Origin of the sequence: Conexibacter woesei Iso977N, from assembly GCF_000424625.1 — a bacterium.
Classification (GTDB): domain Bacteria; phylum Actinomycetota; class Thermoleophilia; order Solirubrobacterales; family Solirubrobacteraceae; genus Baekduia; species Baekduia woesei_A.
This window is the reverse complement of sequence record NZ_AUKG01000001.1, coordinates 1,058,813-1,083,690: the sequence shown is the minus strand read 5'-3', so window position 1 is coordinate 1,083,690 and position 24,878 is coordinate 1,058,813. Positions and strand designations below refer to the sequence as shown.

Genomic DNA, 24,878 nt, shown 5'->3' with positions numbered 1-24,878 from the left:
CGGTGAGCAGCGCAGAGACCAAGCCCCTCGGCTACTACGGCGCCGGCCGTGAGGACCTCGTGGCGATGCTGCCGCGCCCGATCGGCCGCGTGCTGGACATCGGCTGCGGCGAGGGCGCCGTCGGCCGCGTGCTCCGCGCCGAGGGCGCGAGCGAGGTCTGGGGCGTCGAGATCTTCCCGGACGCCGCCGCGCGCGCCGCCGAGGCCTACGACGGCGTCGTCGTCGCGCCGGTCGAGCAGGCGCTGGTCGGCGACGAGCTCCCGGACGGCGGCTTCGACACGATCGTCTGCTACGACGTCCTCGAGCACCTCGCCGACCCGCTGCTGATCCTGCGCCTGCTGCTGGACCGCGCGAAGCCGGGCGCCACGCTGCACGTGTCGGTCCCCAACGCGCGCCACCTCGGCCTCGTCCGCGACCTGCTGCTGCGCGGGACGTTCGGCTACACCGAGTTCGGCCACCGCGACTCGACGCACCTGCACTGGTTCACGCGCCGCGACCTCGAGGCCGGCGTCAGCGGCGCCGGCTGGCAGGTCACCGCCTCGCGTCCCAACCCGTTCCGCGGTCGCGACGAGCCCTTCAACCGCGCGACGCGCGGCAAGCTGCAGGAGTTCATCGCCCTGCAGTGGAACGTGCTCGCGACCGCACGCTGAGCGCACGCTCGTAGGCCGCGGCGGTCCGCGCCGCGGTCTGGGTCCAGGTGAACGTCGCGGCCTGCCGCCGCGCCGCATCGACGTCGATCGCGCCACCGAGCGCCCGCCCGATCGCGGCCGCGACCTGCTCCGGCCGGTCCGGATCGACATACAGCACTTGGTCGCCGCCGATCTCGCGCAGGACGGGCAGATCCGAGCACACGACCGGGACGCCCCGCGCCATCGCCTCCAGCAACGGGAGCCCGAAGCCCTCGAACCGCGTCGGCAGCGCGAGCGCGCCGGCCGCCGCGTACAAGTCCTCCAACAACTCGGCGGAGACCGTGCCAAGCACCCGCACATCCCCCTCGACCCCGAGCGCGCTCGCCGCCGCCGCGAGCCGCCCCGCATCGGTCCCCGGCCCCACGTAGACGAGCAACGGTCGCTGCGTCTCATCCGTCACGGCCCAGGCGTCGAGCAGGGCGGCGAGGTTCTTGTGGGCGAAGTCGCCGGCGACGCAGAGGACGATCGGGCGATCGCCGGCGTCGAGCGTCGTGCGCGCCCGGGCGGCGTCGGCGCCGGGGCGGGGCAGCGCGCCCAGCGCCAGCGGGACGACCTCGACGCGCTCGCGCCTGACCCCGAGCAGCTCCACCGCGTCGTCGCCCGAGGCGTGCGAGTCGGCCAGCACGACGTGCGCGCGGCGCGCCGCCGGGCCCATCAGCGCGCCGGTCCCGACGCGCATCAGCGGCGGCACGAGGTCCGGGCGGCGCTTGAACAGCACGTCGTGGACGGTCAGCACGCGCGCGAACGGCCCGCCGAGCGCGCCGAAGTTCCCGACGCCGTGCAGCACGTCGACCCTCGCGCGCGCCGCGGCCCCGGCGATCCCGACCGCCTCGCCCGCGGCCCAGCGCACGCTCGATCCGGCGTGCACCCAGTCGAGGACGACGACGTGGTCCAGCAGCTCGCGCCACCAGCCGTCGCCTGCCGCCTCGCGCCCGGCGAAGCCGATCAACTCGAGGCCATCATGTCGCTCGCGCAGCGCGCGGGCCAGCTCGCGGGAGTAGGACTCCCGGCCGCCGGTCTGCCCCGGCCGCAGGAACAGGAGGTCCCAGCCGACCTTCACAGCAGCGCCCGCACGAGCCGCCAGTAGGCGCCGACGAGCCAGGCGGCACCGGGGATCCTGTGCGCGGTCGCCAGGAACGGCGAGTCCAGCGAGGCGGTCAGGCCGTCGGCGAACGTGCGCGCGTCCACGGTGCGCGTCGCCTGGACGGCGCGGCGCCGGCGCCACATCGCGGGCAGCTCGCGCAGCGCGGCGCGCTGGGCGCGCAGCTTCGCGCCGAGCCAGCCGTCGCGCGCGGCGACCGGCAGCAGCGCCAGCTCGAAGGCCAGCAGCGCCGGGGCGAGCAACAGCAGAAGTCGTGTCGGGTAGTCACCGATCAGCGTCCACCAGCGGTTGCGCTCGAGGTGGAACCACTTGTAGTCGCCCTTGGCGAACTCGTAGTCGTGGTCGACCCGCGCCGCCGGGACGACGCCGTTCTCCCACCCCGCCAGCCGCAGGCGCAGGCCGAGGTCGAGGTCCTCGCCGTACATGAAGTACTGCTCGAAGAAGCCGCCGGTCGCGACCCACGCGTCGCGCCGGACGACCAGCGCGGCGCCGCTCGCGAACCCGACCTCGCGCGGGGCGTGGTCCAGCGCCGCGGTCGCGGTCCCGTGCCCGCCCGCCCAACCGAAGCCGAGGAAGTGCACCAGGTTGCCCGCGGTGTTGACCTCGTCGCCGCCGGGCAGCGTCACGAGCGCCTGCCAGGAGCCCCATTCCGGGTGCTCGGCCGCGGCGGCGCGCAGCGCGTCCAGGCAGCCGGGCACCGGGACCGCGTCCGGGTTGAGGAACAGCAGCAGCTCGCAGCCGTCCACGACCCGGGCGCCCGCCACCGTGCCGCCGGCGAAGCCGCCGTTGACGCCGGTCTCCAGGACCACCGCGTCCGGCAGCGCGCGGCGCGCGACCGCGGCGGAGTCGTCGGGCGACGCGTTGTCGACCACGACGACCTGGTCGCCGTCGCGCAGCTGCGGAGCCAGCGCGCCGAGCGTCGCGGGCAGGTCCCCCGCGCTGTTGTAGGCGACGATGACGACGCCGAGCGCCGGCCCGCTCACCGGGGCGACGATGACGCCGTCAGGTCTTCGGAGGACTCGGCGTCGCCCTCGGGCTCGTCGCCGATCGCCCGGCTCAGCCGCCGCTCCAGCAGCGCGACGCGCTGCGCCAGGATCTTGTTCTGGTCGGTCAGCCGCGAGATCACCAGCGAGAAGTGCAGCATCAGCATCACGACGAAGCCGAGCGCGACCGCGAACAGCGCCGCCGGGCCGTAGCGCACGCCGACCGCCGTCGAGACCTGGTTGAGCAGGTTGCTCCAGACCGACAGCCCCAGCAGCACGGCCGCGGCGAACATCCACAGCAGCGCGTAGCGCTCGAGCAGCCGCTTGCGGCGGACCAGCTCGAAGACGAACAGGAACAGTCCGCCCGAGACGATGACCGAGATGATCTGCAGGCGCGTCTGCATCCCGCTCCTAGACGCCGCGCTGGGCGCTGACCGCGGCGGGCTCGCCCGGCTCGACCACGGGCCGCGCGCGCAGCAGGCCGACGAAGATCGCCAGCAGCACCTTGATCATGTAGAAGACCGACCGCGACGCGTTGATCGACGAGACGCCGCCCTGGCGCTCGCGCATCGTCACCGGGATCTCGGCCGACGCCAACCGGTGCGCGTGGACCATCAGCACCGCCTCGACCTCGGGGTAGTCGTGCGGGTAGTCGTTGGCGAACAGCTCGATCGCGCGGCGGTCGCACATCCGGAAGCCCGACGTCGGGTCGGTCACCGGGCGGCCGGTCACGCGCGAGAGGATGAAGCCGAAGATCTTGATGCCCAGCCGCCGCGCGCCCGACGACCTGTAGCCGTGCTCCTCGTCGCCGGTCAGGAAGCGCGAGCCGGTGACCATGTTGACGTCGCCGCGGTGCGCGATGAGGTGGTGCAGCAGGTCGTCGATCTGCGCGGCGTCGTGCTGGCCGTCGCCGTCGACCTGGACCGCGTAGTCGTAGTCGTTCTCGCGGGCGTAGAGGTAGCCGGACTGCACCGCGCCGCCGATCCCGAGGTTGAACGGCATCCGCAGCACCTCGGCACCCGCGTCCGTGGCAACCTTCGTCGTCGCGTCGGTCGAGCCGTCGTCGACCACGACGACGTCCCAGCCCGGCGCGTTCTTGCGCAGATCAGCGACGGTCGACGCGATCGCGTCGGCCTCGTTGTAGGCGGGGACGATGGCCAGGAGCTTGCTCATCAAGACGGTCAACGGGCGCGCACGCGGAACGTTCCGCGTTTGTGCCGCCCTGTCACGATACCCAGCGCTTCAGCGGACCAGCGCGCGGAGGCCAGGTGGGATGGCGCGCAGGAGGTACGCGAGGGCGCCGTAGACGAGCAGGCCGAGGATCGTCGCGGGCACGGCCGGCACCGGGATCAACGCTCCCGCCGCCAGACCGCCGGCCAGCGCCAGGACGATCCGGGGCACGCGCGACGGGTGGATCCCGGGCGCGCCGCGGGTCAGGGCGAGCGCGTAGGCGGCGCAGAGCGTCGCCTCGCCGATCGCGGCGCCCAGCGCGGCGCCGCGCGCCCCGTGGGCGTGGGCCAGCAGCGCGACGGCGACCGCGGAGACGACGAAGACCAGCAGGTTGCAGACCAGCAGCACGCGCTGGCGGTGGCGCGCCAGCAGCGCGAAGCCGAGGCCGGAGATCGCGAACGTCAGGCCGAGCGCGGCGCCCTGGATCCGCAGCGGCGCGATCGAGTCGTCGAAGCCGCTCCCGGCGATCACCGCGATGATCGCCGGCGCGCCGAGGATCGCCCCGATCGCCGCGACGCCGCCGAGCAGCACGCTGCCCTCGATCAGCCCGGACACCGCGCGGCCGAAGCGCTCGGGTGCCGACGAAGCGGTCCGGGCCAGCAGCGGGAACGCCGAGGTCCCGAGCAGGGCGGGCACCGCCGCCACGATGATGATCACCCGGAACGACGCGGAGAACGCGCCGGTCTGGTGCTCGCTCGTCGCCAGCCCGCAGACGATCAGCGAGGCGTAGAGGTACAGGACGCCCGACGCCGTGGCGAGCCCGACGAGCACCGCCTCGCGCAGCAGCCGCGGCCACAGCGTGCGGTCGGCGCGCGGCCGCGGCCGGCGCGTGCCGCGCAGCGCCGCCGCGGTCAACACCACCAACAACACGGCGACCGGCACCGGGATCGCCAGGAACGTCAGGACGCCCGCGCCCGCCGCGACGCCGCACAGCATCAGCGCGGTCGTCGCCGCCTGGCGCGCGACGTCCAGCGCGGTGACGGTCCCGATCCGCAGCGCGGTCTGCAGCGGGACGGTCGCGGTCTGCTGGCCCGCGAGCAGCACGCCCGCGCCCGACGCCAGCGCCGCGCCCGCGACCATCGCGCCGTCATAGCCGAGCACCGCAGCGGCGCCCGCCGACACGCACACGCCCACCACCGCCAGCGCCACGCGCAGCCCGAGCAGCGCGTCCAGCGCGTGCTCGCGCGACGACGCATCGGCCTGCGCGAACTCCCGCAGCGCGAGCGTCCCGAGCCCGAGGTCCCCGAGCGCCGTGACGATCGCCACCAGCGCCGTGACCGACTGGTAGCGCCCGTAGTCGACGACGCCGAGGTGGCGCGTCACCGCCACGACGCCGCCCAGCGACAGCACGGTCCCGAGCGCGAACCCGAGCACCCGGACCGCGCCCCCGCGCACGACCAGCGCGCCCGCCTCGGGCGTGTCGAGCACGTCCACGCTGGAGCGGTCCGCCGTCATCGCGCCAGACCCTACGGGCCGACCCAGCAGCAAGCTCCCTCGCTAGGCTGCTGCCGCTATGGCTCCACGACGCGCGCTCATCACGGGCATCACCGGTCAGGACGGCTCCTACCTCGCCGAGCTGCTCCTCGAGAAGGGCTACGAGGTCCACGGCATGGTCCGCCGCGCCTCGACCGAGAAGTTCGACCGGATCGAGCACCTGCGCGACCGGATCACCCTGCACCAGGGCGACCTGCTCGACCACCGCTCGCTGACCGACGCGCTGCGCAACTCCAACCCGGACGAGATCTACAACCTCGCCGCGATGTCGTTCGTGGCCGTCTCCTGGATCCAGCCGACGCTGACCGCCGAGTTCACCGGCGTCGGCGTGACGCGGATCCTCGAGGCGATGCGCGAGGTCTGCCCCGAGGCGCGCTTCTACCAGGCGTCGTCGAGCGAGATGTTCGGCAAGGTGCTCGAGGTCCCGCAGACCGAGTCCACCCCGTTCTACCCGCGCTCCCCGTACGGCGTGGCCAAGGCCTACGGCCACTTCATCACGGTGAACTACCGCGAGTCCTACAACTTGCACGCGACGTCCGGGATCCTCTTCAACCACGAGTCCCCGCGGCGCGGCCTGGAGTTCGTCACCCGCAAGATCACGTGGCACGCCGCGGCGATCAAGCACGGCAAGCTCGACAAGCTCGAGCTCGGCAACCTCGACGCCGAGCGCGACTGGGGCTACGCCAAGGACTACGTCATCGCGATGTGGCTGATGCTCCAGCAGGACAAGGCCGACGACTACGTGATCGCGACCGGCAAGACCAACACGGTCAGGGAGTGCGTCGAGATCGCGTTCGACGAGGCCGGCCTGGGCGACTACGAGAAGTACGTCGAGATCAACCCGGCGTTCCTGCGCCCGGCCGAGGTCGATCAGCTGATCGGCTCGCCCGCCAAGGCCAAGGCCGACCTGGGCTGGGAGCCGGAGACGACGTTCGAGGAGCTGATCCGCCTGATGACGCGGGCCGACCTCGAGCTGTTCGCCAAGTAGGCCCTACGGGGTCCCGCCGGCCCGCAACTCGGCGAAGGTCTCGGCGGACCTCGACCCGGCGCTCAGGGTCTCTCTGAGCGAAGCTGCTCGAGGTCCGCGGCGACCATCTCGGCGATGGTCGCCTCGAAGCTGTGCTCGGGACGCCACCCGAGCACGTCCCGGGCGCGCGACGGGTCGCCGACCTGCGGCGTCACCTCGGGCGGCCGGACGAACGCCGGGTCCACGCGGATCCGGCCCTCGGCGCTCACGCCCGCCGCGGCGAACGCCGCCTGAACCAAATCGCCGACCGTCCGGCCGACGCCGCTGGCGAACACGTAGTCGCCGGGCGCGTCGGCGGCCAGCGCCAGGCGCGCGCCGCGCATCACGTCGGCCGCGTGCGACCAGTCCCGGACCGCGCTCTGGTCGCCCAGGACCAGCTCGTCCTGGAGTCCCAAGGCGATCGCCGCCGCGCCCCGCGTCACCTTGCGCGGCAGGAACCGCACCGGCCGCCGCGGCGACTCGTGGTTGTAGAGGATCCCCGACACCGCGAACAGCCCGTGGCGCTCGCGCAGGACACCGACGAGCTGGTGCGCGGCGAGCTTGGCGATCCCGTACGGCGAGCGCGGCCGCTTGGGCGAGCCCTCGCGCTGCGGCGACTCGCCCGCGTCGCCGAAGATCTCCGACGACGTCGCGACGAACACGCGCAGCTCCGGGTCCAGGCGGTGCGCGGCGGTCAGCAGCGTCCCGGTCGCGCCGGCGATCTGCGCCATCGGGACCGCCGGGTCGTCCCACGACGCGGGCACGAACGTCGGCGCGGCGAGGTGGTAGAGCTCGTGCGGGCGGACGGCGCCGAGCGCGTCGACCAGCGTGGACGCGTCGTCGAGGTCGCCGTGCAGCAGCGAGACCCCCTCCAGATGGGTGAGCACACGATCGCCAGGGTTCCGGACCAGGCCGGTGACGTCGTAGCCTTCGGCGACGAGTTGCTCGGCCAAATACGTCCCGTCCTGGCCGGACACGCCGGTGATCAGCGCCCGCCGAGGGCTCATCGCGTGTGCCACACTGAGTCAGATCGCCGCACCGCGGGCAGCCTACGTCAAGGACGTCGCGCCCGAATCCCGGCCGATCTGGACGGTTGTTCGACGCAAGCAAGAAACCTTGTGAGCGTCGAGACGTTGTAGTCATCGCATGCCCTCCCCAACCCCCACACCCCTCGACGCCACCGCCGCCGCGGAGGACCTCGCGGTGCCGCCGCCGACGGTCGACGTGCTCGGCGTCCCGCTCGCCCTCACGGACTACGAGCGGACGATGGACTGGATGGACGCGACGATCGCCCAGCGCGGCAAGGGCTACATCTGCGTCGCCGCGACGCACACGGTCGTCGCCACGCAGGACGACCCGGAGCTGCGCGCCGCCGTGCGCGGCGCCTCGCTGGTCGTCCCGGACGGCCAGCCGGTCGTGTGGGCGATGAACGCCTTGGGCCACGACCTGACGCACCGCGTCTACGGGCCGGACCTGATGGCCAAGTCGTGCGAGCGCGCGGCGGCCACCGGCACCCGGATGTTCCTGTACGGCGGCCGCAACCAGGGCGCGCTGGTGCAGCTGGCGCTGAACCTGCGCACACGCTTCCCGGGGCTGCAGATCGTCGGCGGCTACGCGCCGCCGTTCCGGCCGCTGTCCGACGAAGAGGTCGACGCGGTCGTCGAGGAGATCAACCACGCCAAGCCGGACGTGGTGTGGGTCGGGATCGGCGTGCCGAAGCAGGAGAAGTTCATGCACGCGCTGCGCGCGCGGTTGGACGCTCCGGTGTTGGTCGGCGTCGGCGCCGCGTTCGACTTCCACGCAGGCCTGATCCCGCAGGCGCCGTCTTGGATGCAGTCCTCCGGCCTGGAGTGGCTGTTCCGCCTGTCGAAGGAGCCGCGGCGGCTCTGGAGGCGCTACCTGACCTACAACCCGCGCTTCGTGCTCGGGTTCGCGCGCCAGTACGCGCGCCACCGCCGCCGTCTCGCGCGCACGTCCGCCCGCTAGCCTCCGGGCCAACATGAGCGCTGCCGCTAGCAGCGGAAACGAGCCCTCCGGGCGAGCTTTCCGCAATCCGAACGAGCCCTCTGGGCGAGGCTCGGACGTCGCTGTCATTGGATTGGGCCGCGTTGGCCTGCCGCTCGCCCTCGCCTTCGCGGACGCGGGGCTGGACGTCATCGGGGTCGACAACGACCCGGCGCGGATCGACGCGCTGCGCGAGGGGCGGATGCCGTTCGACGAGCCGGGCGCGCAGGAGATCCTGGAACGCGTCGCCTCGCGGCTGACGCTCGGCGAGCGCGCCGAGGACGCGGCGCCCGCGCGGCACATCGTGCTCACGCTGGGCACGCCCGCGATGTCGCACATCGAGATCGACCTGCGCCAGATCCGCGCGGTGCTGGACGACCTGCTCCCGCACCTGCGCGAGGGGCACGCGATCCACCTGCGCTCGACGATCGCGCCGGACACCACCGAGTTCGTCGCCGGCTACCTGGCCAAGCACCGCGGCTTCGTGATCGGTGAGGAGGTCTTCGTGGCCCACGTCCCGGAGCGGATCGCGTCGGCCAAGTTCTTCGAGGAGATCTCGACGCTGCCGTGCATCGTCGGCGGCGTCGGCGCGCGCTCGGGCGAGGTCGCCGCGTCGCTGTTCGAGGTCCTGGGCGCGCCGATCGTCCAGACCACCCCGGTCCAGGCCGAGCTGGCGAAGATCTGGACCAACATCCTGCGCTACGCGAACTTCGCGCTGCCCAACCTGATGATGATGGACTGCGAGCAGTACGGCGCGAACGTCTTCGAGGTGGTGGAGCTGATCAACCGCGACTACCCGCGCGGTGGGATGAAGCTCCCGGGGTTCACGGCGGGCACGTGCCTGCGCAAGGACTTCGCGTTCTCCGAGGAGCGCTCGAACGCGCCCGGGATGCTGCTGGCGGTCTCGCGCGTCAACGAGAGCGTGCCGCTGTTCCTGGTCCAGGGCGTCAAGCGGCGGCTCGAGGGCGGGTCGCTGGCGGGCAAGAAGATCGCGGTGCTGGGGCTGGCCTTCAAGGGCGACACCGACGACGAGCGCGACTCGCTGTCGCACAAGTTGGTGCGGTTGCTCGAGCGCGAGCTGGCCGACGTCGCGATCCACGATCCCCACGTCCCGACGCCGACGTCCTCCCTGGCCGACGCCGTGTTGGACGCCGACGCGGTGATCGTCGCGACCAACCACCACGAGTTCTGCACGCCGGAGACGCTGCGGGCGATCGTGGAGGGCGCGCGGCGCGATGCGATCGTCGTCGACCCCTGGAACTGCTGGGGCGCGTCACAGGTCTTCGCGCACGCCGACGAGGTCGCGCTGCTGGCCGGGCTCGCCTCGCGGTAGCGTCCGGAGTCGCTTATGAATCGCGTACTCGTCACCGGCGGCGCCGGCACCATCGGGGCGGCTGTGGTCCGCCGTCTGCTCAGCGACCCGCGCTTCGAGGTGCGGGTGTCGGACCAGCGGACCGCGCCGCAGTGGATGCGCGAGGGCTGCGAGATCCACCAGGGCGACCTGCGCGAGCTCGACGAGGCGCGGAGGGCGACGCAGGGCTGCACCCACGTCATCCACCTCGCCGCGATCGTCGGCGGGATCGGGAACTTCCACAAGCTGCCGCACACGCTGACCGAGGTCAACAACGCCCTGTACAACGGCGTGATCCGGGCGGCGCTCGATCACGACGTCGAGCGGTTCGTGTACGTGTCGTCGTCGATGGTCTTCGAGCGGGCGACGGAGTTCCCGACGACCGAGGAGCACATCCTCGACACGCCGATCCCGCAGAGCGCGTATGGCTTCTCGAAGCTGACGGGCGAGGTGTACGTGAAGGCCGCGCACGACGAGCACGGGTTCCCGTACACGATCTGCCGCCCGTTCAACGCGTACGGGCCGGGCGAGATGCCGGAGGACGAGCCGGGGATCGCGCACATGGTCCCGGACGTCATCAAGAAGTGCTTGGCCTTGCCGGAGGGCGCGCCGCTGCCGATCTTCGGCGACGGGACGCAGACGCGGACGCTGACGCACATCGACGACATCGCGGACGGGATCGTGGTGTCGATGGCGAGCGAGGCCGGGTTGCACGAGGACTTCAACATCTCCGCCGGCGAGGAGATGACCGTCGCCGAGATCGCCCGCGTGATCTGGGAGGAGTGCGACCGCCCGGCCGGCGAGTTCGCGCTCGAGCACCTGCCGACGTACCCCGTCGATGTCGTCCGGCGCTGGCCGTCGGTCGAGAAGGCGGAGCGGCTGCTGGACTGGAAGGCCAGGATCGGCGTGCGCGAAGGCGTGCGTCAGACAGCTGACTGGCTGCGCGGGGTGCTTCCGGCCGCCGCCGGGTAGCGCTTCTCCATGGCCACCCTTTCTCTTCACCGTCACAAGACCAAGAAGCAGCGCGCGGCCACCGCGGCCTCCAGGGCCTCGTCGGCTGCATGGACGTTCCTGAAGGCCCGGATCGCCTGGGCCGCCGGCAAGAGGGCGACGAAGGTCGCCGTGCCCGCCGCCGCGGTCGGCACCGCCGCGATCGTCGCGAGGAGGCACTCCTCGCACTCCGACACGCCGCCGGCGCCTCCGACGTCGAACAACGGGACCCCCAAGGTCCCCGCCGGCGTCTCCTAGCACCTCCGGCCAGCGTCGCCCTAAGCACCTTCACCCTGGCCCGCCACCCGGCGGGCCAGGCCCGTTCTTGGGCTCGTACGCCAGTTCCGCGCCGAGGAACGCGTCAGGGCTTCGACGGCCACGGCAGCGCCGCGGCCAGCAGTGGCGTGCCGTCGGCGTCCGCGACGCCCAGCGTGATCGCCGCGTGGCCCTCGTTGTGCAGGTCGAAGCGGTTGCCGAACATCTGGTTGCCGGAGCGGCTGCTCACGGCGGAGAGCGGGGACGTCGTGCACGCGGTCAAGGCGTCGCACTTGCCCAGCGTGGTCGGCGCGCCCGGCGCGGCGGTGCCGCTCCAGACCACGCTCGCGTAGGCCTGGCCGGGCTTCGTCACCGGAAGGTCGAACGACAGCCGCTTCGCGCGGTCGTCGTCGGCCGGGAACGCGACCCCGTAGGTCGCACCCGCCCCCACGCCGCGCCACGCGTTGCCGCGCAGCAGCAGCTCGCCGTTGCCGCGCGAGAAGTACGCCTGCCTGCGCGCGCTGGGCTGCACGCTCAGCTCGATCGCGTCGACCTTCGACGGCGGCTGCGGGAGCGTGAGCTTCCGGACGACCGTCTTCTCGCCACCGCCCGGCACGACGAACGAGTACAGCGCGTCGGCCTTGCACGCCGGCGCCGCCAGCGAGCCGCGCACGCAGCGCCCCGCCCGGACGAACCGCGTCACGTCGTGCAGCGTGAAGTTCTTCATCTTGACCGTGGCAACCACATTGAGATGCCCACCGGACCGCGTCACCGCGGCCTGGAGCGCCACGACCCGGAGCCCGTCGCGCTCGTAGGTCACGACGCGCGAGTGCGCGCGGCCCGACGGCGACGAGTACGGCGTCGCCGCGAGCGCCGCGCTCGGGAGCGCGGCGGCGGCGGAGAGGACGACGGCGGCAAGCGGCAGGAGGCGCGAAGAAGACATGGCACTCACCCCAACGCCGCCGCCTGCCCCGAAGTTACGCCGGCGTCGATTCCAGCGTCGTGCGCAGGCCCTCGACCAGCCCGACCTGCGCCTCGAACCCGAGCTCCTCGCGCGCACGCGACACGTCCAGGCACGAGCGCTCGACCTCGCCCAGCCGCGCCGGCTTGAACTCCGGCTCGAAGCCCCTCGCCGCGGCGTCCGGGTCGATCTCGCGCAGCGCGTCCACGATGTCCAGCACCGTCGACTCGCGGCCCGTGCCCACGTTGATCTCACCGGTCACGCGCGCCTCGACGGCCGCCAGCTGCGCGCGCACGACGTCGCCGACGTACACGTAGTCGCGCGTCTGCCTGCCGTCGCCGAAGATCACCGGCGTCCCGCCCTCGCGCAGCAGCCCGCAGAAGATCGCGACCACGCCCGCCTCGCCGTGCGGGTCCTGGCGCGGCCCGTAGACGTTGCCCAGCCGCAGCGTCACGTTCGACTGCTCGTACAGCCGCCCGTACCACCCCAGGTACCGCTCGGCGCAGAACTTCGACTGCCCGTAGGCCGCCATCGGCAGCGGCTCGGTCGACTCCGGCGACGGGATCACGTCCGCGTCGCCGTAGATCGCGCCGCCGGTCGACGTGTTCACCACGCGCCCGACCCTCGCCGCGTGCGCGGCCGCCAGCACGTTGATCGTCCCGACGACGTTCACGGACGCGTCGAACGCCGGGTCGTCGATCGACTTGCGCACGTCGATCTGCGCCGCCAGGTGGAAGATCACGTCCGGCGCGATGTCGCCGACCAGCGACGTCAGCGCCGCCGCGTCGGTGATGTCGACCTCGTGCAGCCGCGCGCCGCGGTCGAACGCCCCCGCCTCGAGGTTCTCGCGCTTGCCCGTGACGAGCGTGTCGATCACGTCGACCTCCGCGCCCTGGTCCAGGAGCGCGTCGACGAGGTTGGATCCGATGAAGCCGGCGCCGCCGGTGACGATCGCATGCATAGGTGCGCCGCAGGCTATCGATCGCCCCGTCCGTCTCGCGGACCTCTCAGACCGCCGCCAGCTCGCCGTGAGGCTCCGGCTGCCCGTGCTTCGGGAGCAGCCGGACCGCCGGGAGGCACGCCACCGTCGCGGCGATCACCACGATCAGCGCCGTCGCCATCGCGCTCGCCTGATCGGCGCCGTGCAGGTAGACCGACGTCACGACCGCGCTGCCGATCCCGGCCGCCAACTGCTGAACGGCGCTGAGCGATCCGGACGCGCCGCCGGCCTCGTCCGGCGCGACGTCGCCGAGGGCGATGTCGAACAGCGTCCCGTAGCACGCGCCCAGCCCGAGTCCGATCACGAAGACGAACGGCGCCAGGCCCCAGAGCGTCGCGTCCAGGCCGCTGGTCTCGACGACCGCCAGCAGCCCGCCCGCGCCGACCAAGGTGATGCACATGCCGATCGCGATCAGCTTGCGCCCCATCCTGCCGCCCGGGCCGGCCATCGTGAACCCGGCGGCGACGATGATCCCGAGCGTCATCGGCAGCAGCCCGAGCGCCGCGGCCGACGGCTTCGCGCCCAGCGCCTGCTGCATGAACAGCGAGATGATGTAGGCCAATCCGCTCGACGACGCGAAGAACACCAACCCGGTCACGAGGCCCGACGAGAAGCCGCGGTTCGCCAGCAGCGACGGCTTGATCAGCGGCTCGGCGGCGGTGCGCTGGCGCCACGCGAAGGCGCCGAGGAAGGCGACGCCGCCGGCCAGGCAGGCGATCGGGACCGCGTTCCAGCCCTCGGTCGAGCCCTCGATCAGCCCGAAGATCAGGCCGAACATCGCGGCGGCGAGCAGGCCGGAGCCGAGCCCGTCGATCCGGACCGGCGCCGCGGCGTCGAGGTCGTCGTGCGGCAGGATCCGCGCCGCGAGCGCGATCCCGGCGGTGCCGAGCACCACGTTGATGAGGAAGATCGGCCGCCACGCCAGGCCGAGGAGATCCGCGTCGATCAGGAAGCCGGCGAGGATCGGCCCGCCGACCGTCGCGATCCCGAGCAGCGGGCCGAACAGGCCGAACGCCCTCTGCTGCATCTCGCGCGGGAAGTGCTTGGTCATGATCGCCATGCCCTGCGGGATCAGCAGCGCGCCGAACGCGCCCTGGACCGCCCGCGCGCCGATCAGCACCGCGGGCGACCACGCCGCGCCCGCGAGGGCGGAGGCCGCCGTGAAGCCGGCCATGCCGACCAGGAACAGGCGCCGCTGGCCGTAGCGGTCGCCGAGCCGGCCGCCGACGACCAGCAGGACGCCGAGCGCCAGCGCGTAGGCGGAGCCGAGCCACTTGACGAGCGCGTCGCCGCCGCCGATGTCGCGGACGATCGTCGGCGCCGCGATGTTCGTGACGGTCGAGTCGATCATGTCGAGCGCGTCCGCGAGCAGGACGAGCCCGAGGATGGCCCAGAGGACCTTGCTGGAGAGAGAGGGCTTTTCCGAAGTCATGCCAAAAGTGTATCCACTACACTTTAGGTGTCAATACGACTTTGGCTGCTATCGTCCGATCGTCCATGGAAGCCGCCGAGACCCTGGGACGCCGGGAACGCAAGAAGCGCGCGACGCGCGCCGCGCTGTCGGACGCCGCGCTCGACCTGTTCCTGAAGAAGGGCTATGACAACGTCACGGTCGCCGAGGTGGCCGAGGCCGCCGACACGGCGGTCACGACGTTGTTCAAGCACTTCCCGGGCGGCAAGGAGACGCTGGTGTTCGGCGGGGCCGAGGACCGCGCGGCGGCGATCGCGGCGGCGATCCGGGAGCGACCGGAGGGCACGCGCCCGCTCGACGCGCTCCAGGAGTTCATCGCGGTCCGCGGCGCGTTCGAGACCGACCCGGACCGCAACATGAAGCGGCGGCTGAGGCTGATCGCCGCGACGCCCGTGCTGAGCGCGTACGCGATGCGGCGCTGGGTCGAGTGCGAGGGCGCGCTGGCGGAGGTGCTCGCGGCGGAGGTCGATGGTGTCGACGCGGGCGACGTGACCGTCCGGGCGGTGGCGCGCTACGCGCTGGAGGTGCCGTCGCTCGCGAGCCTCGAGGCCGATCCGCGCGCGGCGCTGACCGCGGCGTTCGACCGCCTGCGGGCGGGCTGGCCGGAGTTCTAGGCGTACAGCTCGGCCAGGCGCGGCGCGATGACCTCGGGCGCGGCGCGCCGGCGCGCGGCGGCGATCGCGCGGGCCGGATCCGGCGGCGGCGCGTTCCGGAGCGCCTGCGCGAGCACCTCGGCGTCATCGCGCGGGACGAGCGTGACGTCGCCGTCGAGATCGGCGAGCGCGCCGACGCGCGTCGCGATCACCGGCAGCCCGGCGGCGAGCGCCTCCAGGGCGGCGAGGCCGAACGTCTCCTGCGCGCGCGAAGGGACGACCGCGACTGTCGCCCCGGCGCGCAGCCGCGCGAGCTCGTCGGCGCCGACGCGCCCTGTGAACGTGACGTCGGCGCCGAGGGCCGCCGCCTGGGCGCGCAGCTCGTCGCCGAGCGGCCCATCGCCGCAGACCGTCAACGGAACCCCGGCCCTGGCGCAAGCCTCGATCGCCAGATCGACCCCCTTCTCCCGCGCCAACCGCGAAGCGACGATCGCCCGCGGAGGGACGGCGGCCGGCGCAGCCTCGCCCGCGCGCAGCTCCGCGGGCGCGTGCGGCTCCGGCGGCTCGGCGAAGTCGCGGATGACGTGCCCCAGCACCGTCGCCTCGGTGACGCGGCGGGGTGCGCCGAGCGTCGTGAGGCGGGTGCGGGCGGCGTGGCTGGGGACGACGATCGTGTCGGCGTGGTCGATCAGGCGGTGTTGCTGGAGCGAGAGGCCGGCCGCGTAGGTCAGCGCCTCCGCGCGGGAGCCGCGGCAGTTGAGGCGGACGCCGGGCAGGGTCCGGCGGCCGTGGCAGCGGGTGCAGTCCTCGCCCGCGGGATTCACGCAGGTGCCGACCGCGCAGATCAAGCGGTAGTTGTGAAGCTGCAGGACGGTCCGCGCACCCGCCGCCTGCGCCGCGGCCAGCGCGCGCCAGCCGAGCGTCGGGTGGAGGTTGTGGGCGTGGACGACGCGGGCGCCGGTCAGCCGGACCGCCTTGGCGACGTCCTGCGGGTCGAGCCCGCCGCGCAGCAGGCCCAGCGCGGCGGCGCGCCTGCCGACCGCGGCGGAGTCGCGCTCCAGGACCTGCGCCTCCTCGCCCAGGTGCTCCCGGACGAGCCACGTCTGATCCTCCACCACGCGCTCCTCGCCGCCGCTCACGCGATACCGGTTGTGCAGGAAGAGGATCACGGCCCGCAAGACCGTACCTGTGCGTTGAACGCAAGGCCGCCCGATAGCGTCTCATCCGACTTGTCCGCGCCCGTCGCCGTCATCCTGCCCACCGCCGGGCGCCCGGAGTACCTCGATGCCGCACTCGCGTCGATCGTCCCGCAGGCGCGCGCGGTCGGTGGCGACGTGCTCGTCGTCGACGACGGGCCGAGCGACGCCACGAGGAGCGCCGCGGCACGCCACGGCGCCCGCTACGTCGCCCACGACCGCTCCCGCGGCCTCAACGCCGCCCGCAACACCGGGATCGCCAACACGGACGCGAGCCTGCTCGCGTTCGTCGACGACGACGTCGTCGTCCGCCCCGGCTGGCTCCACGCGCTGGTCGTCGCCGACGCCGCGCTGCCCCAGGACGTCGGCGTCCTCACCGGCCCGATCCTCGCCCGCTTCGAGGACCACACCCACCGCTTCTGCGGCCGCGAGGACCCGCCGATCACGCACCTCGATCTCGGCCCCAAGGACCGCGACGCGCCCCACGCCTGGGGCGCGAACATGGCGATCCGGCGCGCGGCGATCGAGCGGGTCGGGCTCTTCGACGAGGCCCGCGAGCTCTACGGCGACGAGCAGGAGTGGCAGCAGCGCCTGCAGGCCGGCGCGCCGCGCGGAGCCGGGGGCGGCGACGAGGAGGAGTGGCAGGACCGCATGCACGCGCAGACCGGCGGCCGGATCCGCTACGTCGCCGCAGCCGCGCTGGACCACCGCCGGATCGGCGACGACGCCAAGATCATCAACTTGATGCGCGCCGCCTACCGCCGCGGCCGCGCCTCGCGCCGGTTCGACATCTACAAGAACGCGGCACCCGCCGCCGGCGACGAGCTGCGCGTCCTCGCCGGCTGCCTGCTGCACGGGCCGCGCTTCCGCTGCGCCAACGGCCCGATCCTCTCCGCCCATTCCCTCGGCCGGATCCGCTCGCTGCTCGACGAGCGCCTCCAGCCCCCGCCGCCGCCCGCCGCGACGCCCGGTGTCGACGACTTCCTCTCCGGCCGCTCCGGCTACGTCGCCGGCAAGCGTGGCCACGCGCTGCGCGCCCACGACCTCCTGCACGACCTCGCCGCCCGGATCCCGGGCCGGCGCCGCCGCGCGATCGCGCAAGCCACGGACGCCGCGCCGCGCCACCGCGTCCTGGTCGTCGGCATCGAACGCACCGACGTCCCGAACCTGATGACGGAAGCGCGCGCAGAGCTCGCAGCCTCCCGCCACGACGTCACGATCGACGTCGCCCCCGCCACCCCCGGCCGCGGCAAGTTCGAGAACCTCAACATCATCCTCGCGCGCCACGACCTGAGCAGCTTCGACTGGATCGTCGTCACCGACGACGACGTCTCGCTCCCCCGCCGCTTCCTCGACACCTTCCTCGCCTGCGCCGACGCCGGCCGCCTCGCGCTCGCCCAGCCCGCCCACCGCCGCCACTCGCACGCCGCCTGGGACGTCACCCGCCGCCGCGCCGGCTCGGACTGGCGCGTCACGAACTTCGTGGAGATCGGCCCGGTGACGGCGTTCAACGCCGAAGCGGCGCGCGTCCTCCTCCCCTTCCCGTCGGACCTCAGGATGGGCTGGGGCCTCGACGCGCACTGGTCCGCGCTGGCCCAGGAGCACGGCTGGCGCCTCGGCGTCGTCGACGCCACGCCGATCGGCCACACGATCCGCCCCGCCGCGTCCGACTACCCGCGCGAGACCGCCGCCGCCGAGGCGCGCCGCTTCCTCGACGGCCGCCCCTACGTCACGCGCGACGCCGTCCGGACGCTGGAAGCGCACAGGATCGGTGACCGTTGAGGGTCCTCGTCGTAGCCGAGTTCTACCCCCGCGTCGCCGACCCGACCCTCGGGATCTGGGCCCACCGCCAGGCGCTCGCCGCCCGCGACCAGGGCGCCGACGTCCGCGTCCTCGTCCTGCACCGCCCGATCGCGCCCGCGTCGCGCTTCCGCGACGCCGGCGCCTGGAAGCCGCTGCTCCAGCAGCCCAAGCACGAGACGCGCGACGGCCTCGACGTCCGCTACCTGAAGTTCCTCTCGCCGCCCCGCGGCCGCTCCTACGCCCAATGGGGCGCCTGGGCCGCGCCCGGCCTGGCGCTGGAGCTGCGCAGGATCCGCCGCGAGTTCCCCTACGACCTGGTCCACGCCCACTACGCGATCCCCGCCGCCGACGCGGTCCTGCGCGCTCGGGATCGCGCACCGCTCGTGGTCTCCGAGCACGGCGGCGACGTCTTCCACACCGTGCGCCTCCCCGCCGGCCGCGCGCGCGTGACCAACGCCTTCAGGAACGCCCGGATCGTCCTGGCCAACTCGATCGGCATCGAGCGCGCCGTCCGCGACCTCGGCGCGCGCCGGACCAAGGTGGTGCACCTGGGCAGCGACCTCGTCCCGATCGAGCGCCGCCCGCCGCAGCGCCCGACGCTCGTCACCGTCGGCCAGCTGATCGCCCGCAAGCGCCAGGCCGACGTCATGCGCGCGATGTGGATCCTCCGCGACCGCCGCCCGGACCTGCGCTACCGCGTGATCGGCGACGGCCCGGAGCGCGACAGCCTCGCGGCGCTCGCCCGCCAGCTCGACCTGGCCGAGCGCGTCGAGTTCACCGGCCAACTCGCCCACGAGGAGGCGCTCAGGCGCGGCCGTGACGCGTCGGTGTTCGTGATGCCCTCGACCGACGAGGCGTTCGGCGTCGCCTACGTCGAGGCGATGGCCGCCGGCCTGCCCGCGATCGGCGCGCGCGGCGAGCCCGGGCCGGAGGACATCGCGCGCCTCGGCCACGGCATGCGCCTGGTCCCGCCCGCCGACCCGGAGGCGCTCGCCGACGAGATCGACTCGCTGCTGGACCCCGACTGGGGCGGCCGGATCGGCTCCGCCGCGCAGGCGATGGTCGCCGCGCACTTCACCTGGGCCGCGTGCGGCGCCGCGACCGTGCGCGCCTACGAGGAGGCGCTGACGGCGTGAGCACCGGCGCCGCGGACGCGCGGCCGGTCCTGCTGATCACCAACCTCGTCGCGCCGGACCGCGCGGGCGCGTTCCAAGCCCTTCATGAACGCGAAGGGCTGCAGCTCGCGCTGTTCGGCGGCCGCTCGCACCACGCCACGGGCGCGGTCGACACCATCGACGTCCCGACCAAGGACATCACCCAGCGCGAGGCCTACACCTTGGCCGCCTCCGGCGACTACCGCGCGGTGATCGCCGGGACCGCGGGCCGCACCGCGCTGCCCGCCGCCTACCTCGGCGCACGGCGCTCGCGCACGCCGTTCCTGCTCTGGACCGCCCTCTGGGCCCACCCGCGCACGCCCGCCTTCACGCTCGCCGGGACCCCGCTCCTGAGCTTCATGTACAAGAACGCCGACGCGGTCATCACCTACGGCCCGCACGTCACGACGTTCGTGGCGCAGCGCGGCGCGCGCAACGTCCACGTCGCCCCCCAGGCCGTCGACACCGCCTTCTGGACCGCCCCCGCGACGCACCCCGAGCGCCCGCCCGGCGCGGCGTTCGTCGCCCTCGCCGTCGGCCGCCCCGCGCGCTACAAGGGCACCCCGGAGCTGCAACGCGCCTGGGCCCAGGCCGGCTTCAAGAACCCCGGCGAGGTCCTCGTCCTGATCGGCGCCGGCACCCCGGTCGGCCCGCAGCCCCCGACCGCTGTGCGCAACTTCTACGCGGGCAGCGACGTCCTGGTCATGCCGGCCATCCAGACCCGCGACTTCCTCGAGCCGTGGGGCCTGGTGGCCAACGAAGCCATGCACCAACGACTGCCCGTCATCGCCACCACCGCCGTCGGCGCCGCCGCCGGCGGGCTCGTCCGCGACGAGCGCAACGGCCTCGTCGTCCCCGCCGGGGACACGGCCGCGCTCGCCGCCGCGCTGCGTCGTCTCCGCGACGACGCGCCGCTGCGCGCCCGCCTCGGAGCCCAAGCGCAGGCCGACGCCGCCGCCTACACGCAGGACGCGTGGGCGGCCGGGGTCGGCTCCGCCCTGGCGAGCGTCGGCGCGAGCAAGGAAGGGGATCGCTAACGTGTCCACCCAGCAGGGACTCCCGCTTCGCCATGTCCGCAACGGAGGCCCGCGTCGCGCCATGCGCCTCCGTCCACGGATCGCAACAGCCCTCGCCCTCCTCCTCACCGCGCTCTGCTGCGCGGTGCCGGGCGTCGCGTCCGCCAAGACCACGCGCGAGCGGATCCAGACGGACTGCACCGACGGCCAGATCAACGGCCACTACACGACTGCCCAGCTCGCCGACGCGCTCGCGCACCTGCCGACCGACGCCGACGAGTACACCGACTGCAGCGACGTGATCCGCCGCGCCGAGCTCGGCGGCGGCGGGTCGTCGTCCGGCGGCGGCTCGTCCTCGGGCGGCGGCGGCGCGGCGACCGGCGGCGGGACGACCGGCGGCGGCACGACGGGCGGCGGGGTCGCCGGCGGCGACGCCGACGCGACCGCGCCCGCTCCGGACCCGCTCGCCGCCGCGACCGAGGCCCAGAGGGCCGCGTTCGCGAAGGCCGTCCAGGCGGGCAACGCGCCCGTCGCCCTCGACGGCCGCCCGATCCACCCGGGCGAGCTCGGCGGCACGAAGACCAGCGGCGTCGGCGACCTGCCGACACCGCTGCTGGCGATCCTGGCCCTTCTGATCCTCGCCGGCCTCGGGGCCGCCGGCTTCGGCACCCACCGCTTTGTCCACGGTCGCCGCTCCGCCTGACGCATCGATCCTGAGCGGCCGCGCGACGCGTGAGCGCCGCGCGTTCCGTCGTCCTCCGGGCGAGACGGTCTTCGGCATCCTGCTCGCGATCGGCCTGGCGGCCGTCGGCCTGCGCGCCGGCGGCGGCCTGCTGCTGACGCCGACCGCGAAGGTCGAGATCTGGCTCGACGTCGTCGGCGGCCTGTGCGCGGCGATCGCGGTCCTGGCCGTGCGCGACCAGCGTTGGTGGGGCGGCGTCACGATCGCGTGGTTCGCGGCCCTGGCGCTGCTGACCGCGCTGTCGATCACGTGGTCGATCGTCCCGTCGGACTCGTGGCTGGAGGCCAACCGGACGATCGCGTACCTGATGATCTTCGCCGCGGCCGTCGTCGGCGCGCGGGCGGTCGGGGCGTGGTGGAGCGCGGTCCTGGGCGCCGTGTGCGCGGCGAGCACCGCGATCTGCGCCTACGCGATCCTGACCAAGGTCTTCCCGGGCGCGCTGGCCGCGGCCGACCCGTACGCGCGGCTGCGCGAGCCCTACCAGTACTGGAACGCGGTCGGGCTGACCGCCGCGATCGGCGTGCCGCCGACGCTGTGGCTGGGCGCGCGCCGCTCGGGCCACGCCGCGCTGAACGCGCTCGCCTACCCCATCATGGGGTTGTTGCTCCTGACCGTGCTGCTCGCGTACTCGCGCGGCTCGCTGCTGGCGATGGCGGTCGGCCTCGGCTTCTGGTTCCTGGTCGTGCCGCTGCGCCTGCGCGGCGTCGCGGTCCTCGCCTGCGGCGCGGTCGGCGCGGTGCTGGTCGCGTTGTGGGTGTTCTCGCAGGACACGCTGACCAAGGACCAGGTGTCGGTCGCGCAGCGCGCGACGTCCGGGCACGAGCTCGGGATCGCCGTCGTGGCGATGTTGTTGGTGTTGCTCGCGGTCGGGCTGCTGATCGGCTTCAGCGCCGCGCAGCGGTCGGCGTCGGAGGGCACGCGGCGCTACGCGGGCGCGGCGATCCTCGTGTGCGTCGGGCTGGTCCCGATGGCGCTGGTGATCGCGCTGGCGATGTCGTCCAAGGGCCTGGGCGGGTCGATCTCGTCGGGCTGGAAGTCGCTGACCGACCCCAACGACAAGACCACCGTGTTGAACGACCCGTCGCGGCTGACGTCGGTCGGCAGCGTGCGCGCGCGCTACTGGGACGAGTCGATCAGGGTCTTCAGGTCGCACCCGATGAAGGGCGTCGGCGCAGGCGGCTACCGGACCGCGCGGCTGCGGCTGCGGACCGACAACCTCGACGTGCGCCACTCGCACGGCTACGCGGTCCAGACCGCGGCCGACCTCGGGTTGTTGGGGTTGTTGGTGAGCGCGCTGCTGACGCTGTCCTGGATGGTCGCGACCGGGCGGACGCTCGGCTGGCGGATCCCGCTACCGCGCGCGCTCGCGCTCGCGCCGAAGCGGCCCCCACCCACCCCGGACGCCGCGGCGCGCGCCGCCGGCTTCGGCCCCGAGCGCGTCGCGATGGCGACGATGGCGACCGTCGTGATCGTCTTCGCCGTGCACTCGTTCATCGACTGGACGTGGTTCGTCCCGGGCTGCGCGGTGCTCGCGCTGGTCCCGGCGGGCTGGGTCGCGGGCCGCGGGCCGCTGGGCGAACGCGCCTCGGACGGGCCGATGCTCGCCGCCTCGCTGCGGCGGGGGCTGCGCTCGCCGGTCCGGGTCGGGATCGCCGCGCTCGCGCTCGCCCTCGGGCTGCTGACCGCCTGGACCGCGTGGCTGCCGCTCGGCTCGCTGCACGCCCAGAACCGCGCGCTGACCCTCGCGGCCACGAACTACAAGCAGGCGATCGCCGAGGTCGACAAGGCGCAGTCGCGTGACCCGCTGTCGACCGACCCGCTGCTGATGCGCGCGCTGGTCGAGACGACCGCGCACCACCGCGACGCGGCGCAGCGCGCGCTGACCGACGCGGTCCGGCTGCAGCCCAACAACCCGGGCACGTGGGAGTACCTGTCGGACTTCGCGCTCGAGCAGCAGAACGACCCGCAGCTGGCGCTGCGCCTGCTCGGCCCGGCGCTGTACCTGGACCCGCAGTCGCCGACCGGCAAGGCGCAGTACCTGAAGGCCTTCCAGCTGCTGGAGATCCAGACCGCCGCCAAGGAGAAGCGCAAGGCCGAGGCGAAGGCCAAGCGCGAGGCGCGCCACAGGGCGCGCTAGAACGTACGGGCACATGAGGCTGCTCGCCGTCTGCCAGGTGGACCGTCCCGGGGGTCCGGAGATCGGGCTGCTGCGCTTCCTGCGCCGGCTGGAGGCGCGCGGGTGGTCGGTGGCGTTGACGTCGCCGGGCTCCGAGCCCGCGCGCGAGCTGGCGGAGACCGGGTGGCCGTGGGAGCCGCTGGAGGTCGGGGGCCTGGAGCAGGGCGCGGGCGCGCGGGCGGTGGCGTCGTGGCCGAGGGCGCGGCGGCTGGCGCGCGATGCCGACGTGACGTACCTCAACGGGACCGTCGCGGGGCGGCTGCTGCCGGCGCTGCGGGGCAAGACCACCGTGTTGCACGTGCACGACATCGTCGAGCGCGTGCCGCGGCACTGGCATGGCGCGGACCTGGTCCTGGCGGACTCCAAGGCGGTCGGCGCGCGGCTGGACCCGCTGGACGTGCACGTTGTCGGGTGCCCGGTGGAGCTGGACCCGGAGCAGGTGGCGGTGGCGCCGTGGCCGGCGGTCGCCTCCGGCGCGCCGGTCGTGGGGTTCGTGGGGCGGCTGGTGCCGCGCAAGGGCGCGATGGAGCTGGTGAAGGCGGCGCCGGCGATCCGGGCCGCGCGGCCGGAGGTCCGGGTCGTGATCGTCGGCGACGATCCCTACGAGGACGAGGACACGGCGTACGCGACCGCGGTCCGGGCGTCGTCGAAGGTCGACCACGTCGGGCGTGTCGCTTCGGCCGCGGGGATCATGGGGCAACTTGATGTCCTTGTGTTGCCCTCGACGCAGGAGCCGTTCGGGACGGTCGTCGCCGAGGCGATGGCGGCGGGGACGCCGGTCGTCGCGACCCGGGTCGACGGTCTTCCCGAGCTGGTGGAGGACGGGGTGTCCGGCAAGCTCGTCGAGCCGGGCGACACCGCGGCGCTGGCCGTGGCCGTGCTCGAGGTGCTGGAGCGGCGCGACGAGATGGGCGCCGCGGCCCGCGCGGCGGCGGAGCGCTTCGGCGCCGAGGCGTACGCCGAGCGGCTGGAGGACCTGCTGCTGCAGGTCGCGCCCGGCAGCGTGCGCGCCGCGATCCGGCGGCGCGGGCTGCACGACGGCGCGGCGACCTAGCGCTGTAGGGCTTCGTCGAGCTCGCGGGCGACCATCGCGCCGGCCTGGCGCAGCGGCGCGGCGTCGCGCCATGTCTGGGCGAGGATGAACGCGCCTTCGAGGGCGGCGACGAACTTGACGGCGATCTCGCGCGCCTCGGGCTTTTTGAGGCCCGCCGAGGTGAAGTAATGGACGAGCCCGTCGACCCATGAGGTGAAGACGGTCGCGGTCGCCTCGCGCAGCGGCTCGGAGGTGTTGGCGACCTCGAGCGCGACCGTCGCGATCGGGCAGCCCGCGAGCCAGTCGGTCTCCTCGAGGTTGGCGGCGGCGCCGTCGAAGAACATCCGGACGCCGGTCACGACGTCGGGTGCGGCGTCGAAGATCAAGGGCCCCAACTTGCCGTACTCGGCGCCGCCGAAGGCGATCACCTCGACGCCGAGCTGCTCCTTGCCGCCCGGGAAGTGGTGGTAGAGCGAGCCGAACGGCGCCTGGGCGGCGGCGACGATCTCCTTCACGCCGGTGGCGGCGTAGCCCTTGTGCCTGAGCAGCTCGGCTCCGGCCTCGACGATGCGCTGACGCGTGGGGGTTGGCATCTGCGCCCAGCATAGCTAGGGTGCCCGCTAGAGCGA

General features: G+C 73.8%; 24 protein-coding genes. 13 read left to right on the top strand and 11 right to left on the bottom strand.

Annotation, left to right across the window (positions count from 1 at the left end; all coding sequences use genetic code 11):
* Positions 1-2 precede the first annotated feature (2 nt).
* Entirely contained in the window at positions 3-650 is a 648-nt protein-coding gene (locus H030_RS29475; protein WP_051221768.1) for a class I SAM-dependent methyltransferase, read from the top strand.
* On the opposite strand, the gene H030_RS36375 is transcribed toward H030_RS29475, so the two are convergent.
* The 5 genes from H030_RS36375 to H030_RS0105285 all read right to left on the bottom strand — a co-directional run bounded on the left by H030_RS36375 (position 610) and on the right by H030_RS0105285 (position 5,459).
* Positions 610-1,749 carry a glycosyltransferase family 4 protein gene (locus tag H030_RS36375; protein ID WP_051221767.1) on the bottom strand — a complete coding sequence of 380 codons (1,140 nt, stop codon included), beginning with the start codon at positions 1,747-1,749 and terminating at the stop codon, positions 610-612. The genes H030_RS29475 and H030_RS36375 overlap by 41 nt on opposite strands.
* Positions 1,746-2,774 (bottom strand): glycosyltransferase family 2 protein, encoded by a 1,029-nt coding sequence (locus H030_RS29465; RefSeq protein ID WP_051221765.1) that lies wholly within the window; start codon positions 2,772-2,774, stop codon positions 1,746-1,748. Before H030_RS29465 ends, H030_RS36375 begins: the two co-directional genes overlap by 4 nt.
* Positions 2,771-3,178, bottom strand: coding sequence for a DUF2304 domain-containing protein (locus H030_RS29460; RefSeq protein WP_051221763.1), 408 nt, complete (start codon positions 3,176-3,178; stop codon positions 2,771-2,773). The genes H030_RS29465 and H030_RS29460 overlap by 4 nt, the downstream gene beginning before the upstream one ends.
* 7 nt (positions 3,179-3,185) lie before the next feature.
* Positions 3,186-3,947 (bottom strand): glycosyltransferase family 2 protein, encoded by a 762-nt coding sequence (locus H030_RS29455; RefSeq protein ID WP_051222449.1) that lies wholly within the window; start codon positions 3,945-3,947, stop codon positions 3,186-3,188.
* Between the two features lie 69 nt (positions 3,948-4,016).
* Positions 4,017-5,459, bottom strand: coding sequence for an oligosaccharide flippase family protein (locus H030_RS0105285; RefSeq protein WP_027005363.1), 1,443 nt, complete (start codon positions 5,457-5,459; stop codon positions 4,017-4,019).
* A gap of 58 nt (positions 5,460-5,517) precedes the next feature.
* Between H030_RS0105285 and gmd the strand changes: the two genes are divergently transcribed.
* Entirely contained in the window at positions 5,518-6,486 is a 969-nt protein-coding gene (gmd, locus tag H030_RS0105280) for a GDP-mannose 4,6-dehydratase (RefSeq protein WP_027005362.1), read from the top strand.
* Between the two features lie 62 nt (positions 6,487-6,548).
* Here gmd and H030_RS0105275 read toward each other — a convergent pair whose 3' ends face one another.
* On the bottom strand, positions 6,549-7,511 hold the full coding sequence (locus H030_RS0105275; RefSeq protein ID WP_027005361.1) for a GDP-mannose 4,6-dehydratase: 963 nt from the start codon (positions 7,509-7,511) through the stop codon (positions 6,549-6,551).
* Between the two features lie 139 nt (positions 7,512-7,650).
* Here H030_RS0105275 and H030_RS29450 point away from each other — a divergent pair, with 139 nt between their 5' ends.
* The 4 genes from H030_RS29450 to H030_RS38870 all read left to right on the top strand — a co-directional run bounded on the left by H030_RS29450 (position 7,651) and on the right by H030_RS38870 (position 11,107).
* On the top strand, positions 7,651-8,490 hold the full coding sequence (locus H030_RS29450; RefSeq protein WP_081690521.1) for a WecB/TagA/CpsF family glycosyltransferase: 840 nt from the start codon (positions 7,651-7,653) through the stop codon (positions 8,488-8,490).
* A 106-nt stretch (positions 8,491-8,596) separates the two neighbouring features.
* A complete protein-coding gene (locus tag H030_RS0105265; RefSeq protein ID WP_027005360.1) occupies positions 8,597-9,841 on the top strand; it encodes a nucleotide sugar dehydrogenase in 1,245 nt (414 codons plus the stop codon).
* 15 nt (positions 9,842-9,856) lie between these two features.
* On the top strand, positions 9,857-10,831 hold the full coding sequence (locus H030_RS0105260) for an NAD-dependent epimerase/dehydratase family protein (RefSeq protein WP_027005359.1): 975 nt from the start codon (positions 9,857-9,859) through the stop codon (positions 10,829-10,831).
* Between the two features lie 9 nt (positions 10,832-10,840).
* Complete coding sequence (locus H030_RS38870) at positions 10,841-11,107, top strand: hypothetical protein (protein WP_155891845.1); 267 nt, start codon at positions 10,841-10,843, stop codon at positions 11,105-11,107.
* A 103-nt stretch (positions 11,108-11,210) separates the two neighbouring features.
* Here H030_RS38870 and H030_RS0105245 read toward each other — a convergent pair whose 3' ends face one another.
* From H030_RS0105245 to H030_RS0105235, 3 genes are read right to left on the bottom strand one after another with little or no spacing between them, the layout of a single operon-like run.
* Positions 11,211-12,047 (bottom strand): hypothetical protein, encoded by an 837-nt coding sequence (locus H030_RS0105245; RefSeq protein WP_027005358.1) that lies wholly within the window; start codon positions 12,045-12,047, stop codon positions 11,211-11,213.
* Between the two features lie 34 nt (positions 12,048-12,081).
* Entirely contained in the window at positions 12,082-13,026 is a 945-nt protein-coding gene (locus tag H030_RS0105240) for an NAD-dependent epimerase/dehydratase family protein (protein WP_027005357.1), read from the bottom strand.
* Positions 13,027-13,072: 46 nt separating this feature from the next.
* The gene (locus H030_RS0105235) at positions 13,073-14,497 is read right to left on the bottom strand and encodes an MFS transporter (RefSeq protein ID WP_027005356.1); all 1,425 of its coding nucleotides are present in this window, start codon (positions 14,495-14,497) and stop codon (positions 13,073-13,075) included.
* A 65-nt stretch (positions 14,498-14,562) separates the two neighbouring features.
* Between H030_RS0105235 and H030_RS0105230 the strand changes: the two genes are divergently transcribed.
* A complete protein-coding gene (locus tag H030_RS0105230; protein ID WP_027005355.1) occupies positions 14,563-15,150 on the top strand; it encodes a TetR/AcrR family transcriptional regulator in 588 nt (195 codons plus the stop codon).
* Here H030_RS0105230 and H030_RS40395 read toward each other — a convergent pair.
* Positions 15,147-16,298: a glycosyltransferase gene (locus H030_RS40395; protein WP_027005354.1), complete on the bottom strand. Its 1,152-nt coding sequence runs from the start codon at positions 16,296-16,298 to the stop codon at positions 15,147-15,149. The two genes, H030_RS0105230 and H030_RS40395, sit on opposite strands and share 4 nt — an antisense overlap.
* A gap of 60 nt (positions 16,299-16,358) precedes the next feature.
* Between H030_RS40395 and H030_RS36370 the strand changes: the two genes are divergently transcribed.
* The 6 genes from H030_RS36370 to H030_RS36365 all read left to right on the top strand — a co-directional run bounded on the left by H030_RS36370 (position 16,359) and on the right by H030_RS36365 (position 24,270).
* Positions 16,359-18,107: a glycosyltransferase family 2 protein gene (locus tag H030_RS36370; protein ID WP_051221761.1), complete on the top strand. Its 1,749-nt coding sequence runs from the start codon at positions 16,359-16,361 to the stop codon at positions 18,105-18,107.
* Positions 18,104-19,264, top strand: a complete 1,161-nt coding sequence (locus tag H030_RS0105215) for a glycosyltransferase (RefSeq protein WP_027005353.1) — start codon at positions 18,104-18,106, stop codon at positions 19,262-19,264. The genes H030_RS36370 and H030_RS0105215 overlap by 4 nt, the downstream gene beginning before the upstream one ends.
* A complete protein-coding gene (locus H030_RS0105210) occupies positions 19,261-20,319 on the top strand; it encodes a glycosyltransferase family 4 protein (protein WP_027005352.1) in 1,059 nt (352 codons plus the stop codon). The genes H030_RS0105215 and H030_RS0105210 overlap by 4 nt, the downstream gene beginning before the upstream one ends.
* A gap of 61 nt (positions 20,320-20,380) precedes the next feature.
* Positions 20,381-21,001 carry a hypothetical protein gene (locus H030_RS39525; RefSeq protein ID WP_027005351.1) on the top strand — a complete coding sequence of 207 codons (621 nt, stop codon included), beginning with the start codon at positions 20,381-20,383 and terminating at the stop codon, positions 20,999-21,001.
* Positions 20,976-23,177, top strand: a complete 2,202-nt coding sequence (locus H030_RS0105200) for a tetratricopeptide repeat protein (protein WP_027005350.1) — start codon at positions 20,976-20,978, stop codon at positions 23,175-23,177. Before H030_RS39525 ends, H030_RS0105200 begins: the two co-directional genes overlap by 26 nt.
* A 13-nt stretch (positions 23,178-23,190) precedes the next feature.
* On the top strand, positions 23,191-24,270 hold the full coding sequence (locus H030_RS36365; protein WP_051221759.1) for a glycosyltransferase family 4 protein: 1,080 nt from the start codon (positions 23,191-23,193) through the stop codon (positions 24,268-24,270).
* On the opposite strand, the gene H030_RS0105190 is transcribed toward H030_RS36365, so the two are convergent.
* Positions 24,267-24,842 carry a TetR/AcrR family transcriptional regulator gene (locus tag H030_RS0105190; protein ID WP_027005349.1) on the bottom strand — a complete coding sequence of 192 codons (576 nt, stop codon included), beginning with the start codon at positions 24,840-24,842 and terminating at the stop codon, positions 24,267-24,269. The two genes, H030_RS36365 and H030_RS0105190, sit on opposite strands and share 4 nt — an antisense overlap.
* Between the last annotated feature and the right edge of the window lie 36 nt (positions 24,843-24,878).